The organism is Prauserella salsuginis (assembly GCF_024648885.1).
In the GTDB taxonomy this organism is placed as follows: Bacteria; Actinomycetota; Actinomycetes; order Mycobacteriales; family Pseudonocardiaceae; genus Prauserella; species Prauserella salsuginis.
On record NZ_JANBBF010000008.1, the window covers coordinates 1,051,487 to 1,065,082 of the forward strand.

Genomic DNA, 13,596 nt, shown 5'->3' on the forward strand with positions numbered 1-13,596 from the left:
TTCGCCCGCGTCGACGCCTTGCCCACCTCCGGCGCAGAGGTGCGGCGTCAGGGACGGCCCTCACTTCGCCGCCTCGGGCGCTCGAGGACTCCCCCGCGGGTTCCGCACCGGCATGCCCGACCGCCCCGCGCGGCCGCGGGCACGCCTCCGCCGGCCGACCCGAACGCCCGAGGCCCCCGATGGCTCACCAGCCCACTCCCCACCCTCGTACGCGCCTGCGCCGATCCGTAGCGCGCCACGTTGCGGCACTCCGCACCCCGGCGCCCCGCGCCCCGGCACTGCACACCCAGGCGCGGCACGGCACTCGCCCGCCGCGCCGGTTCGTCCGGCTGCTCGCCCTGCTGCCCCTACTGGGTGCGCTCGCCCTCGCCGGCTGTGCCCAGCGCGCCGACGAGGACAACGGTGACGGCGACGCCGGCACGGCCTTCCCCGTGACCGTCGAGCCCGCGGGCGCACCCGCCGTGACCCTCGACGCGCAGCCACAGCGGATCGTCTCGCTCGTCCCGTCGGTCACCGAGACGTTGTACGAGGTGGGGGCGGGCGACCAGGTCGTCGCCGTCGACGAGATGTCCACCCATCCGGCCGAGGCGCCGCGCACCGAGTTGTCCGGCATCGACCCGGACCCGCAGCAGATCGCGAGCCACGACCCCGACCTGGTCGTCGTGGGCTCCGACGCGGAGGACAAGCTGGCCGGCGCGCTGAGCAAGACCGGCGCCGCCACGCTCGTGCTGCCCGCGCCGGAGACGCTGCGGGACGCCTACGCCCAGTTCACGCTCGTCGGCAAGGCCACCGGGCACGCCGACGCCGGACGGACGCTCGCCGACGAGACCGAGCAGACGATCACCGAGCTCGCGGAGTCCGCCCCTGACAAGGACCTGAGCTACTACCACGAGGTCGACCCGACCTACTACACGATCACGTCGGCGACGTTCCTCGGCGAGGTCTACGATCTGTTCGGTCTCCGCAACGTCGCCGACCAGGACGACCCGAACGCGATGGGCGGGTATCCGCAGCTGTCGGCGGAGAAGATCGTCGAGGCGGATCCGGACCTGGTCTTTCTCGCCGACACAAAGTGCTGCGGGCAGAACGCCGACACGGTGGCCGAGCGCCCCGGCTGGGACACGATGACCGCCGTCGAGCAGGACCGGGTCTTCGCCCTCGACGACGACATCGCCTCCCGCTGGAGCCCACGCCTGGTCGAGTTCGTGCGGGTCGTGGCCGACGCGGTCGCGGAAGCCTGATGCTGCGCACCCGTTCCCGGTGGCGGCGCGCCGCGGACCGCATCACCCGAACGCCCGCGCACACCACCCGACTGACCCCGCTCGCGCTGGGCGTCGCGGTGGTCACGGTCGTGGCCGTCGCGCTGCTCGGGCTGCTGATCGGACCGGGCGAACTCACCGGGGACCGGGTGCTGGCGGAGATCACGGCCCAACTGACGGGCGGCATGTCGCCGTTGTCGGACTCCGAGGCGGCGATCGTGTGGCAGCTGCGACTCCCGCGGGTGTTGCTGGCGGCGCTCGTCGGGGCCGCCCTCGCGGGTGCGGGTGCCGCGTTCCAGGGAGTGTTCCGCAACCCGCTGGCCGATCCGTACCTGCTCGGCGCCGGCGCCGGGGCCGGCATGGCGGCCACGGCGGTCATGGTGTTCGTGCCCGCGGTGACGGCGTGGTCGCTCGGCCCGGTGGGCCCGCTGCCGCTCGCGGCGTTCGCGGGCGCCCTGCTGGGCGTCGGGCTGAGCTGGGCACTCGGCCGTTCGACGGGCGGTGCCGGCACGGCGGGCCTGCTGCTGGCGGGCATCGCGGTGACGGCCTTCCTCACCGCGATCCAGACCTTCGTCCAGCAGCTCAACACCGAGACCCTGAAACAGGTGTACACGTGGACACTCGGCGGGCTGAACATCACCGGCTGGACCGACGTGGGACTGGTCCTGCCCTACGTGGGGCTCGCGGCGATCGTGCTCGTGGCGGCAGCCCGGCTGCTGGACCTGCTCACGCTCGGTGACACCGAGGCCGCCTCGCTGGGCCTGCGACCGGGCCGCATCCGCCTGGCCGTGCTGTCGGCGGCCTCGCTCGCCACGGCGGCGGCCGTGTCGGTGAGCGGCCTGATCGGCTTCGTCGGGATCGTCGTGCCACACCTGGTGCGGCTGTTGGCCGGCGCGAGCTACCGCGTGATCGTGCCGCTCTCGCTCCTCGGCGGTGCCGCCTTCGTCATCGGCGCGGATCTCGTCGCGCGGACGATCATGCCGGGCGAGCTGCCGCTCGGCGTGGTCACCGCGTTCGCGGGTGCTCCGTTCTTCGCGCTGGTGCTGCGCACGAACCGGGAGCGGCTGTCGTGACCGGCACCCCGCCGCCGACCGCGCTGTCGCTGCACGACGTCGGCGCGGGCTACGGAGCCGAGCCCGTCGTGCAGCACGTATCCCTGGAGGCCCGCCGCGGCCGGTGGCTGGCGATCGTCGGGCCGAACGGCGCGGGCAAGTCCACCGTGCTGAAGGCCGTGGCAGGCCTCGTCCCGCGGCAGGGCACGGTGCTGCTCGACGGCACCGACACCGCGACGTTGCCGCGCAAGGAGCTGGCCCGCCGCGTCGGCTACGCCCCGCAGAATCCGGCCCTGCCCGAACGGCTCACCGTCACCGACTACGTGCTGCTCGGCCGCGCACCGCATCTCGGCACGCTGGCACGGGAATCCGCATCCGACATGTCCATTGTGGAGGACGCACTCGCGCGGCTCGACCTGCACGACATGGCAGGGCGTCGACTGGGAACCCTGTCCGGTGGCGAGGCACAGCGGGCGGTGCTGGCCCGCGTACTGGTCCAGCGCACACCACTGCTGCTGCTCGACGAGCCGACGACGGGACTGGACATCGGCCACGCCCAGACACTGCTCGAACGCCTCGACCACCTGCGCAGGGAGGACGGGACGACGGTCGTGACGACGCTGCACGATCTGACGGTCGCCGCGCAGTACGCCGACGAACTCGTGCTCCTGGACCGCGGCGGCGTCGTCGCGGCGGGCCCGCCGTCCCAGGTGCTCACCACGGAACGGCTGCGCGAGCACTACGCCGCCGACGTCGAGGTCCTCACCACCGCCGACGGACACCCCGTCGTCGTGCCGGTGCGCCCCGCAGCCGTGCGCTGATCAGGAGAGCCAGGCGACGGCGCCGCCGATCGCCACCAGCGCCGCCAGCCCGAAGGCCGCGGCCAGCACACGAGAACCGTTGCGCCAGGTGCTGTACACGCCGCCGACGAGGAAGCCCGCCACACCGAGCAGCAGAAGCGGAACCCACTGTTCCTGCGACATGCTTACAGCACACCCTTCGTCGACGGCACGCCACCGGCGCGCGGATCGTTCTCCGTCGCCGCGCGCAGCGCCCGCGCCACGGCCTTGTACTGGGCCTCCGCGATGTGGTGCGGATCCCTGCCGTGGATCACGCGGACGTGCAACGCGAGCTGCGCATGGAACGACAGGGACTCGAACACGTGACGGGTCAGTACGAACGGGTAGTTGCCGCCGATCGTGAAGGTGTTGAACTCCTCCGGCTCGCCGGTGTGCACGCAGTACGGCCGGCCGGAGACGTCGATCGCGGCGTGCGCCAGCGTCTCGTCCATCGGGATCCAGCAGTCGCCGAACCGGCGGATGCCCTTCTTGTCGCCCAGCGCCTCGCGGATCGCCTGCCCCAGCACGATCGCGGTGTCCTCGACGGTGTGGTGCGCGTCGATGTGCACGTCGCCGGTCGCGGCGACCGTCAGGTCGAGCGAGCCGTGCGCGCCGAAGGACGTCAGCATGTGATCGTAGAACGGCACGCCGGTCGACACGTCGACCTGCCCGGTGCCGTCGAGATCCACTTCGACCCGGATCGACGACTCCTTCGTCGTCCGTTCGACCTTGCCTGTCCGGCTCACCGGCCGACCTCCTTGCTCGCCTCCAGGAAGGCGTCGTTCTCGTCCGGGGTACCGATGCTCACCCGCAGGTGCCCGTCGATCCCGATGTCGCGGATCAGCACACCTTTGTCCACATAGGACTTCCATGCGGCCGACGGTTCGGCGAACCGTCCGAACAGGATGAAGTTGGCGTCGCTCGGGACGGGCTCGAAACCCAGCCCCCGCAACGCATTCGCCACTCGGTCCCGTTCGGACGCGAGGGTGGCCACGGACCGCAGCGTGGCGTCGGCGTGCCGGAGCGCGGCGCGCGCGGCCGCCTGCGTGAGCAGCGAGAGGTGGTACGGCAACCGCACCAGTTGCAGCGCGTCGACCACGGCGGGCGAGGCGGCCAGATAGCCGAGTCGCCCGCCCGCGAATGCGAACGCCTTGCTCATCGTGCGGGAGACGATCAGCTTCGCCGGGTAGCGCGGCAGCAGTTCGAGCGCGCTCGACTGCGACGAGAACTCCGCGTACGCCTCGTCGACCACGACCAGGCCCGGAGCCGCTTGCAGCACGGCCTCCAGGTCGGCCAGCGGGATCGAACCGCCGGTCGGATTGTTCGGGCTGGTCACGAACACGACGTCCGGCCTGCGCTCCGCGACGATCCGGGCGGCTTCGGCGGCGTCCAGCGAGAAGTCGCCGCGCCGCGGTGCGGGAATCCAGTCGGTGAGGGTGCCTGCCGAGATGATCGGGTGCATCGAGTACGACGGCTCGAACCCGAGCGCGGTGCGGCCGGGGCCGCCGAACGCCTGCAGGATCTGCTGGAGCACCTCGTTGGACCCGTTGGCGGCCCATACGTTCCGGCTGGTGACCTCGACGCCGACGGACGAGGTCAGGTACGCGGCCAGGTCCTCGCGCAGCGCCACCGCGTCGCGGTCCGGGTAGCGGTGGAGCTGCACCGCGGCCTCACGCACCGCCTCGGTGACGTCGTCGACGAGCGCGGGCGGCGGGGGATACGGATTCTCGTTGGTGTTGAGCCGCACCGGGACGTCCAGCTGCGGCGCGCCGTACGGGCTCTTGCCGCGCAGATCCTCGCGCAGCGGTAGATCGTCGAGCGTGATCTCGTCGGAACCCTGCGAACCCCGAGCCGTCACCGGGCGTCTCCCTCGAATCGTGCCTGCACCGCTTCGCCGTGCGCGGGCAGGTCCTCGGCGTCGGCCAGCGCGACGACCTTGCCGGCGACCTCGCGCAGCGCCGCCTCGCTGTAGTCGATCACGTGGATGCCGCGCAGGAACGTCTGCACCGACAGGCCCGACGAGTGCCGCGCGAAACCGCCGGTGGGCAGCACGTGGTTCGACCCCGCGCAGTAGTCGCCGAGCGACACCGGCGCGTACGGGCCGACGAACACCGCCCCTGCGTTGCGCACCCGAGCGGCGACCTCACGCGCGCCGGCCGTCTGGATCTCCAGATGCTCGGCGGCGTAGGCGTCGACGACCTGGAGTCCTTCGTCCACGGTGGACACCAGCACGGTGCCGGACTGCGCACCCCGCAACGCCGTGTCGACCCGCTCGGTGTGCTTGGTCTTCCCGACCCGGCGTGCCAGCTCGGCGTCGACGTCGTCGGCGAGCCGCTCCGACGTCGTGACCAGCACGCTGGCCGCGAGGGTGTCGTGCTCGGCCTGGCTGATCAGGTCCGCGGCGACGTGCCCCGCGTCGGCCGTCTCGTCGGCGAGGATCGCGATCTCCGTGGGACCGGCCTCGGAGTCGATGCCGATGATGCCGCGCAGCATGCGTTTGGCCGCGGTGAGATAGACGTTGCCCGGCCCGGTCACCATGTCGACCGGATCGAGCTCGGAACCGTCCGTGTCGACCGCGCCGTGGGCGAGCACGGCGACCGCCTGCGCACCGCCGACCGCCCACACCTCGTCGACGCCGAGCAGCGCGGCGGCGGCCAGGGTGGTCGGGTGCGGCAGCCCGCCGAACTCGGCCTGCGGCGGCGAACACAACACCAGCGAGCCGACACCCGCCGCCTGCGCGGGCACGACGTTCATCACGACGCTCGACGGGTAGACCGCCAGCCCGCCCGGCGCGTACAGCCCGACGCGTGAGACCGGCACCCAGCGTTCGGTGACCGTGCCCCCGTCGGCGACCTGCGTCGTCACGTCGTCGCGCCGCTGGTCCGCATGCACCGCGCGGGCACGCACAATCGCCTCGTCGAGCGCCGCACGGACGTCCGGGTCAAGCTCGACCAGCGCCCTGTCGAGCTCGGCCCGCGGCACCCGCACCGTGGCGGGGCGCACGCCGTCGAACTTCTCCGTGTACTCGAGCACGGCCTCGACACCCCGGTCGCGGACCGCGTCGACCACCGGGCGCACCTGATGCAGAGCCGCGTCCACGTTCACCTCGGCGCGCGGCAACGTGGCGCGCAGCTCGGCAGGCCGGGGGACGCGACCTCGCAGGTCGGTGCGGTTCAACATGCCTTCCAGGGTACGAGGTGAGGCCCGCCACCAGCGCACGGGCCGCCGCGTCACCGCCGCTCCACCCGTCCGACCGCGGCCCGGCCGCCGGCGACGAGGCGGAACGTCTCCGCCGCCACCCGTAGGCTGATCCACACACGCCCTGACGCGGACACCGAACGCAAAGGAGACCGGTTGATGGACGCGGCGCTGCGGATCGCCCTGTGCCAGGTCACGTCGACGGCGGACCCGACGGCCAACCTCGAACTCGTGCGCACGTGGACGGCCGACGCCGCGGCACGCGGCGCCCGCGTCGTGGTGTTCCCCGAGGCCACGATGGCGCACTTCGGCGTGAAGCTCGCACCGCTGGCGCAGCCGCTCGACGGGCCGTGGGCCTCGGAGGTCGCCGCGATCGCGCAGGAGCACGGCGTGCTCGTCGTGGCGGGCATGTTCACCCCGGACGGCGACCGCGTTCGCAACACGCTGCTGGTCACCGGTCCCGGCGAGCACCGCGGCTACGACAAGATCCACCTGTACGACGCCTTCGGCTTCCACGAATCGGCGACGGTCGCCGGCGGCGAGGAGCTGGTCACCGTGGACGTCGGCGACGTCCGGCTGGGTGTCGCGACCTGCTACGACGTGCGTTTCCCCGTACTGTTCCAGCAGCTGGCCGAGGCGGGCACGCACGCGGTCGCGGTCGCCGCGTCCTGGGGCGCGGGCGAGGGCAAACGCGAACAGTGGGACCTACTGACGCGTGCCCGCGCGCTCGACTCGGGCAACTGGATCCTGGCCTGCGGACAGGCCGACCCCGCAGCCACCGGCGTCGAGGTGAACCCGAAGGCCCCGACGGGCGTCGGGTACTCGACGGTCGCCGACCCGTTCGGGGTGCCACGAGCACAGGCCGGAGCAGGCCCGGAGCTCGTGGTCGCCGACATAGACCCGGCGCTCGCCGATACCTCTCGCAGGGCCACCGGCGCCCTCGTCAACCGCAAACTCCGCTGACACGGCACGTCCCGCACCGCCACCACGACGGCTGATCGGGCCGGGGCGCGCGTCAGCGGGTCAGATCCATGCCCACGTCGAGCGCCGGTGAGGAATGGGTGAGCGCACCGACGGCGAGATAGTCCACACCGGACTCGGCGTAGGCGCGGGCGCTGTCCAGTCGCAGTCCACCCGAGGACTCCAGGCGGGTCTTCGGGCTGCGCTCGTCCCGCAGTGCCACGGCTTCCCGGCACCGCTCCGGCGTGAAGTTGTCGAGCAGCACCTCGTCGGCGCCCGCGTCGAGTGCCTCGGCGAGCTGTTCCAGATCGTCGACCTCGACCTCGCACGGCAGTCCTGCGCCGCGTTCCCGCGCCAGCCGCAGCGCGGCCGTGACCGACCCCGCGGCGACGACGTGGTTGTCCTTGATGAGTACCGCATCGCCGAGGCCCATCCGGTGGTTGACCCCGCCGCCGCACCGCACGGCGTACTTCTCCAGCAGCCGCAGGCCCGGAAGCGTCTTGCGGGAGTCACGGATCGCACAGCCCGTTCCGGCCACGGCGGACACCCACGCCGCGGTGGCCGTCGCGATGCCGGACAGGTGGCACAGCAGGTTCAGCGCCGTCCGCTCCGCGGTGAGCAGGTCCCGCACGGCGCCCCGCACGACCAGCACGGGCACGCCCGGCTCCGCGCGCGCACCGTCGGGCACGCGCTCGACGACGTCGTACCGGGCTCCGAGCACCTCGTCGAACACGGCCAGGGCAGCGGGCACACCGGCCACGACCCCCGGCGCCCGCGGGGTCAGCGCCGCCGTCGCGGTGACGTCGGCCCCGACCGTCGCCTCCGTCGTCGCGTCCGGCCCGTACCGCAGATCCTCGGCCAGCGCCGTCGTCACGACCCGTCGCAGGTCGTCGGCGTCCGGTCCGTTCCCGTCCGTCTCGCGCACCGCATCCTCGTTGACGCCGTACTCACCGGTTCCGCCCACGCCGCTGTCCGTTCCGCCGCTGTCTTCCGTTCCGCCACTGTCTTCCGTTCCGCCGCTGCCGGCTCCCTGCTGTTCCTGCCGCCGCCGGGTACTCCGTCCGGCACTCCGCCGTCTGGTATTCCGCCGTCGGATGCTTCGCCGTCGGTCACGCCGCCTCCAGTGCCGCCGCCTCGGCCAGCACCGGCTGACCCGACGGGCTCAGCCGGATCGTCTGGCTGCGCCGCCATGACGCGTCGTCGCGCTCCGGGAAATCCGTGCGGACATGACAGCCGCGGCTCTCCGTGCGCGCCGACGCCGCGGCGACGAGTGCCCGCGCCACCAGTGTCAGCGCAGCGTCCTCGACCCGTTCGCGCGTCCACGCCACACCACGGGATCCGGACCCGCGTGCACCGGACACCGCCAGGTCGAGGACCGAACCCGCGACGGCGAGCCCGTCCGCGTCGCGCCCGATCGCGGCGTACCGGCTCATCGCACGTTGCACCGCGTCCCGTGGGGCGACCTCGAGAGCAGCCGCCCCGAACGACGACGCGGGATCCGGCGACGTGACCGCTCCTGCGCCGGTCCCCGCCGGTACGCCCCCGGGCCGGACCGGCCGGCAGGAAGCCAGGTCGGCCGCCACCGCATCGGCCGCCCGCCCGCCGACGACGAGTCCTTCGAGGAGGCTGTTCGAGGCGAGACGGTTCGCGCCGTGCAGGCCGGTCCGCGCCACCTCGCCGACGGCGTACAGCCCCGGCACCGGCGTACGCCCGTCGGTGCCCGCCACGACCCCGCCGCACGCGAAATGTGCCGCCGGGGCGACCGGGATCGGTTCCCGCACGGGATCGACACCCGCGGCCTCGCACGCGGCCCGCACCGTCGGGAACCGCGCTGCGAACCCGTCGATCCCGGTCGCGTCGAGGAACACGTGGTCGTCGACCCCGCCAGGGGCCGCGGCCAGGTGGCGGATCACGGCGGCCGACACGACATCCCGTGGAGCCAGGTCCGCCAGCGGATGCACGCCCGCCATCACCCGTGCGCCGGTCGCGTCGACGAGCACCGCACCCTCGCCGCGCACGGCCTCGGTCACCAGCGGCCGCCTGCCACGCGCGCCGGGCGCGTACAGCACGGTCGGGTGGAACTGCACGAACTCGAGATCGGCCACGGTCGCGCCCGCGCGCAGCGCGAGCGCGACCCCGTCGCCGGTTGCCAGTTCGGGATTCGACGTGGCGCCGTACAGCTGGCCGAGCCCGCCGGTGGCGAGCACCAGCGCGGGCGCGTGCACGACACCGGGACATCCGCGGTCGTCGAGCACCGTCACCCCGACGATCCGGCCCGCTGCGGTGCGGACGGCGTCGAGCGCCACGTGGCGTTCCAGCACCGGGACCGCGCCGCCGGTCGCGGCCGACACCAGGGCCCGTTGCACCTCGGCGCCGGTCGCGTCACCGCCGGCATGGATCACCCGCAGCGCACTGTGCCCGCCTTCCCGCGTCCGTGCCAGCTCCCGTGCTCCGTTGCTGCCGCTCTCGGCCTCGTCGAAGACCGCGCCGAACCGGCGCAGCGTGGCGACGGCCTCCGCTCCCCCGGCGACGATCTCGGCAACGGCCTCCGGCTCGCACAGGCCCGCACCCGCCGTCGCCGTGTCCTCGGCGTGCGCGGACACGCTGTCACCGCCGTCCTGGACGCCGCCGGAGCCGGATGCGCCGTCCAGGACGGCCGCGATCCCGCCCTGGGCCCACCGGGTGTTGCCGTCCCCGAGCTCTCCCTTGGTCACGACGAGCACGTGCAGCCCGCGCTCCCGGAGCCGCAGTGCGGTGCTCAGTCCGGCGGCGCCGCTGCCGAGCACGACCACGTCCGCAGCGGCCTCCCAGCGTGGTCCAGAGGACGAGGTTTTCGCCTTATAGTCGTTAACCAATGTCGCTACCGGTCCGCTCATTCGCCGCCGCCCGGCGTGCCGATCTCGATCATCCGCCGCACCGAAGCCCGGCCCCGCTCCGCGATCTCCGGGGCGACGTGCACCTCGTCGGCGCCCTCGCGCAACGACCGCAGCAACGCCGCCGGCGTGATCATCTTCATGTAGCGACAGGACGCGCGGTCGTTGACGGCGCGGAAATCGATCTCCGGAGCGGCCTTGCGCAGCTGGTGCAGCATGCCCACCTCGGTGGCCACCAGCACCGACTCCGCGCTGGTCTCCCGCGCCGCGGTCAGCATGTCGCCGGTCGAGAGGATCTTCACCCGGTCCTCGGCGACGGCACCCTCGCCCGCGAGGTAGAGCGCCGAGGTGGCGCACCCGCATTCGGGGTGGATGAACAGGTCGGCACCGGGGTCCGCGGCCGCCCGTTCGGCCAGTTCGGGACCGTTGATGCCGGCGTGCACGTGGCACTCCCCCGCCCAGACGTGCAGATTCTCGCGGCCGGTCACCCGCTTGACGTGCGCGCCGAGGAACTGGTCGGGACAGAACAGCACCTCCTTCTCGGCCGGAATCGACGCCACCACGTCGACCGCGTTGGACGAGGTGCAGCAGATGTCGGTCTCGGCCTTCACCTCGGCCGTGGTGTTGACGTACGAGACGACGACCGCACCCGGGTGCTGCGCCTTCCACTCCCGCAGCTGCTCACCGGTGATCGAGTCCGCGAGGGAGCACCCCGCGCGCGCATCGGGAATCAACACGGTCTTTCCCGGCGAGAGGATCTTCGCCGTCTCGGCCATGAAGTGCACGCCGCAGAACACGATCGTCGACGCGTCGCTCTCGGCCGCGATCCGACTGAGGGCCAGCGAATCGCCCGTGTGGTCGGCGATCTCCTGGATCTCGGGCAGCTGGTAGTTGTGCGCGAGCAGCACCGCGTCCCGCTGCGCAGCCAGCGCGCGGATCTCCTCCGCCCACGCCGCGTCCGCGGTCACGCCGCCGTAGGGCGTCAGGTCCGCGCCGGTGTCAGGGTCGCCGTTGATCGCCGTGTCGAGCGTCGGCATGTCGAGCCTCCGGTCCGTGCCTTCGATGGGTTTTCGCCTTACAATCGAAAACCGTGCGATCCCATATTAACAGCCGCGACCCGTTGGCACACGAGGTTCTGGCCGCTGTACTCCAGGTCCGCCGCCCACGCGCATCCGATCGGCCACCGTCGTTGCAGGTCCTGCTGTGGCGGCGGGCCCTCGATCCGCATCTCGGACGTTGGTCACTCCCCGGTGGCCGACTGCGCGCGGACGAGGACGTCGAGACCTCGATCCGCCGCCAGCTCGCGGAGAAGGTCGACATCCGCCAGCTCCGGCACGTCGAACAGCTCGCCGTGTTCAGCGACCCGCGGCGCGTTCCCGGGCCACGGGTGGTCGCCACGGCGTTCCTCGGCCTCGTCCCCTCCGACGTCGACCCCGAGGTCCCCGAGGACACCGTGTGGCATCCCGTCGACGACCTGCCCCGCACGGCGTTCGACCACCGGGAGATCGTCATCGGTGCCCGCGACCGGCTCCGTGCGAAGCTCAGCTACACCAACCTCGGTTTCGCCCTCGTGCCGCGGCGGTTCCCGATCTCCGTGCTCCGGGATCACTACTCGGCCGCGCTCGGCTACCGAGTGTCGGCGACCAATCTGCAACGTGTGCTCTCCCGTCGCGGGCTGCTCACCGACACCGGCGACACCGCACCGTCCGGACGTTCCGGGGGCCGGCCCGCTGCGCTGTACTCCTTCGTCCACGACGACATGCAGGTCACCGATCCGTTCGCCGCGTTCAAACCGCCCGCCCCAGGCCGGGGCCGGGGCGCGTGAACGGGCGAGACGGGGCGCGAGGTCGTAACGTGAACCCGTGGCCGACACGAGACCGGATGTTCAGCGGGAGACGCTGCCGTTGTTCCCGCTGCAGACCGTGCTCCTGCCGGGCACGTCGCTGCCGCTGCACGTCTTCGAACCGCGCTACCGGCAGCTGACCGCGGATCTGCTCACCGGCGCGCGCCCCGACCGGCTGTTCGGCGTGGTCGCACTGCGGTCCCCTTTCCTGCGCGAGGTCGACGAGCTCGACCATGTCCACACCATCGGATGTGCCGCACGGCTGGACGAAGCCAAGCCCCTGCCCGACGGCCGCTACGACCTCGCCACGACCGGCGTCCGGCGGTTCGTGCTACACGACATCGACACCCGGTCGGCCCCGTATCTCGTCGGCACCGTGAGCAGGCTCGACGACCACCCGTTGGCAGGCGAATCGGACGACGACGAGGCGGCACGGGACGCGGCATCCCGGCTGGGAGATCTGGCGCGGGCGGCACACCGGCGCTACTGCGACGTCGCGTGGCCCGACGAGGGCAGACGGCCGCCCTCGCCCGACACCGATCCTGAGGCGCTGTCGTACCTGCTCGCCGCCGATTGCCGCCTGCCGCTGTCCGACCGGCAGGCCCTGCTCGAACAGCGCGCGCCGCTGCGGCGACTGCGGGAGGTGTGCCGACTGCTCAACCGGGAGGCCGGGTTCCGGTCGCTGCTGCGCGCGATCCCGGCGTCACTGCCCGACATGGACGGCAGTACCGGCGCGGGCACCGTGACCAGCTTGAACTGAGGCGTGAACCCGCCGCCCCGGGGCGGTACCCGCGGCGCGGGCTCGGCGGCCTGCGGCTCTCAGCCGAGCCTGCGGCCGAGGTCGTCGCGGCTGTTCCAGATCGCGAGCATGCCGTACACGAGCGCGGTCGTCAGTGGCTGGGCGAGCACGGCCCACCCCGTCTCGAGCACCGGCGCGGCCTCGACCACGGCGCCCACCTCGGGCGGGTCGGTGATGGCGTACCGGCTGCCCGCGAACGACAGGCCCATCTGCATGGCCAGCCACGCAGAGACCACGGAGCCGAGCACCGCTGCGACGAGGATCACCGGCCCGCGGCGTTCGCGCAGGAGCCACACCACGACGCCGACCGCGATCCCCGCGGCCAGGCCGAGCAGCAGGAACACCGCGAGCGCGTCGAACCGGTGCCAGCTCTCCAGCTGCAACGGCAGTTCGCCCGCCTCGCCGCCCATCACCCGCATCCGCTGCGGCGGTGCCAGCAACGACCACAACCAGCCGACGGGAATGCCCAGCAGGGCCACGAACGACACGACACTGATCGCGGGCAGCAGGTCCGCCTTCACGACCACCTTGGGCCGTTCCACGCGCACGCCTTCGAGCGCCAGCGCCGACCACGCGGGCTGCTGCTCGGTCCGCTGCTCCGACAACGGGCGTCCTCCTCGGCTGCTGCGCGGCCCGCTGTCACGACAACGGGCCGTGCGTCACGACGGACCCGCGCCATACGCGGGGTCTCCGCCGGGGTCGCCGGCAGAAGACCTCACGCGATGGCCGCGGCCTCGGCGACGGAAGCGATCATCGTCCCCGTCGCCGGTCGG

The 13,596-nt window shown here is 72.8% G+C and carries 14 protein-coding genes; 6 read left to right on the top strand and 8 right to left on the bottom strand.

All coding sequences use genetic code 11. The features are described 5' to 3' along the window. Positions 1-179: 179 nt before the first annotated feature. The 3 genes from LY40_RS06365 to LY40_RS06375 are packed head-to-tail and all read left to right on the top strand — an operon-like array spanning position 180 to position 3,132. Positions 180-1,241: an ABC transporter substrate-binding protein gene (locus LY40_RS06365; RefSeq protein WP_258936210.1), complete on the top strand. Its 1,062-nt coding sequence runs from the start codon at positions 180-182 to the stop codon at positions 1,239-1,241. Beyond that, a complete protein-coding gene (locus LY40_RS06370) occupies positions 1,241-2,332 on the top strand; it encodes a FecCD family ABC transporter permease (protein WP_183778079.1) in 1,092 nt (363 codons plus the stop codon). Before LY40_RS06365 ends, LY40_RS06370 begins: the two co-directional genes overlap by 1 nt. Then, the gene (locus LY40_RS06375; protein ID WP_183778081.1) at positions 2,329-3,132 is read left to right on the top strand and encodes an ABC transporter ATP-binding protein; all 804 of its coding nucleotides are present in this window, start codon (positions 2,329-2,331) and stop codon (positions 3,130-3,132) included. The genes LY40_RS06370 and LY40_RS06375 overlap by 4 nt, the downstream gene beginning before the upstream one ends. Here the strand turns inward: LY40_RS06375 and LY40_RS06380 are convergent, their stop codons facing one another. From LY40_RS06380 to hisD, 4 genes are read right to left on the bottom strand one after another with little or no spacing between them, the layout of a single operon-like run. Then, on the bottom strand, positions 3,133-3,294 hold the full coding sequence (locus LY40_RS06380) for a CG2302 family histidine operon protein (protein WP_258936211.1): 162 nt from the start codon (positions 3,292-3,294) through the stop codon (positions 3,133-3,135). Between the two features lie 2 nt (positions 3,295-3,296). Then, positions 3,297-3,896 carry an imidazoleglycerol-phosphate dehydratase HisB gene (gene hisB, locus LY40_RS06385; protein ID WP_258936212.1) on the bottom strand — a complete coding sequence of 200 codons (600 nt, stop codon included), beginning with the start codon at positions 3,894-3,896 and terminating at the stop codon, positions 3,297-3,299. Continuing rightward, positions 3,893-5,008, bottom strand: a complete 1,116-nt coding sequence (locus tag LY40_RS06390; protein WP_258936213.1) for a histidinol-phosphate transaminase — start codon at positions 5,006-5,008, stop codon at positions 3,893-3,895. Before LY40_RS06390 ends, hisB begins: the two co-directional genes overlap by 4 nt. Further along, a complete protein-coding gene (hisD, locus tag LY40_RS06395) occupies positions 5,005-6,330 on the bottom strand; it encodes a histidinol dehydrogenase (protein WP_183778087.1) in 1,326 nt (441 codons plus the stop codon). The genes LY40_RS06390 and hisD overlap by 4 nt, the downstream gene beginning before the upstream one ends. A gap of 177 nt (positions 6,331-6,507) precedes the next feature. Here hisD and LY40_RS06400 point away from each other — a divergent pair, with 177 nt between their 5' ends. Beyond that, entirely contained in the window at positions 6,508-7,311 is an 804-nt protein-coding gene (locus LY40_RS06400) for a carbon-nitrogen hydrolase family protein (protein WP_183778089.1), read from the top strand. A gap of 52 nt (positions 7,312-7,363) precedes the next feature. Here LY40_RS06400 and nadC read toward each other — a convergent pair whose 3' ends face one another. The 3 genes from nadC to nadA all read right to left on the bottom strand — a co-directional run bounded on the left by nadC (position 7,364) and on the right by nadA (position 11,218). Continuing rightward, positions 7,364-8,233: a carboxylating nicotinate-nucleotide diphosphorylase gene (gene nadC / locus LY40_RS06405; RefSeq protein ID WP_183784734.1), complete on the bottom strand. Its 870-nt coding sequence runs from the start codon at positions 8,231-8,233 to the stop codon at positions 7,364-7,366. A 184-nt stretch (positions 8,234-8,417) separates the two neighbouring features. Then, positions 8,418-10,184, bottom strand: a complete 1,767-nt coding sequence (locus tag LY40_RS06410) for an L-aspartate oxidase (protein WP_258936214.1) — start codon at positions 10,182-10,184, stop codon at positions 8,418-8,420. After that, positions 10,181-11,218: a quinolinate synthase NadA gene (gene nadA, locus LY40_RS06415; RefSeq protein WP_183778093.1), complete on the bottom strand. Its 1,038-nt coding sequence runs from the start codon at positions 11,216-11,218 to the stop codon at positions 10,181-10,183. Before nadA ends, LY40_RS06410 begins: the two co-directional genes overlap by 4 nt. A 98-nt stretch (positions 11,219-11,316) precedes the next feature. Between nadA and LY40_RS06420 the strand changes: the two genes are divergently transcribed. Both LY40_RS06420 and LY40_RS06425 read left to right on the top strand, forming a co-directional pair. Continuing rightward, a complete protein-coding gene (locus LY40_RS06420; protein WP_258936279.1) occupies positions 11,317-12,006 on the top strand; it encodes an NUDIX hydrolase in 690 nt (229 codons plus the stop codon). A gap of 37 nt (positions 12,007-12,043) precedes the next feature. Then, positions 12,044-12,784 carry an LON peptidase substrate-binding domain-containing protein gene (locus LY40_RS06425; protein ID WP_183778097.1) on the top strand — a complete coding sequence of 247 codons (741 nt, stop codon included), beginning with the start codon at positions 12,044-12,046 and terminating at the stop codon, positions 12,782-12,784. A gap of 59 nt (positions 12,785-12,843) precedes the next feature. On the opposite strand, the gene LY40_RS06430 is transcribed toward LY40_RS06425, so the two are convergent. Continuing rightward, positions 12,844-13,428 carry a DUF2567 domain-containing protein gene (locus LY40_RS06430; RefSeq protein ID WP_221212595.1) on the bottom strand — a complete coding sequence of 195 codons (585 nt, stop codon included), beginning with the start codon at positions 13,426-13,428 and terminating at the stop codon, positions 12,844-12,846. Positions 13,429-13,596 lie beyond the last annotated feature (168 nt).

What these genes read in the sequence shown, in the direction of transcription:
- LY40_RS06365 (WP_258936210.1), top strand. Translation starts at nt 180, where the DNA reads ATGGCTCACCAGCCCACTCCCCACCCTCGTACGCGCCTGCGCCGATCC.
- LY40_RS06370 (WP_183778079.1), top strand. Translation starts at nt 1,241, where the DNA reads ATGCTGCGCACCCGTTCCCGGTGGCGGCGCGCCGCGGACCGCATCACC.
- LY40_RS06380 (WP_258936211.1), bottom strand. Translation starts at nt 3,294, where the DNA reads ATGTCGCAGGAACAGTGGGTTCCGCTTCTGCTGCTCGGTGTGGCGGGC.
- hisD (WP_183778087.1), bottom strand. Translation starts at nt 6,330, where the DNA reads ATGTTGAACCGCACCGACCTGCGAGGTCGCGTCCCCCGGCCTGCCGAG.
- LY40_RS06400 (WP_183778089.1), top strand. Translation starts at nt 6,508, where the DNA reads ATGGACGCGGCGCTGCGGATCGCCCTGTGCCAGGTCACGTCGACGGCG.
- LY40_RS06410 (WP_258936214.1), bottom strand. Translation starts at nt 10,184, where the DNA reads ATGAGCGGACCGGTAGCGACATTGGTTAACGACTATAAGGCGAAAACC.
- nadA (WP_183778093.1), bottom strand. Translation starts at nt 11,218, where the DNA reads ATGCCGACGCTCGACACGGCGATCAACGGCGACCCTGACACCGGCGCG.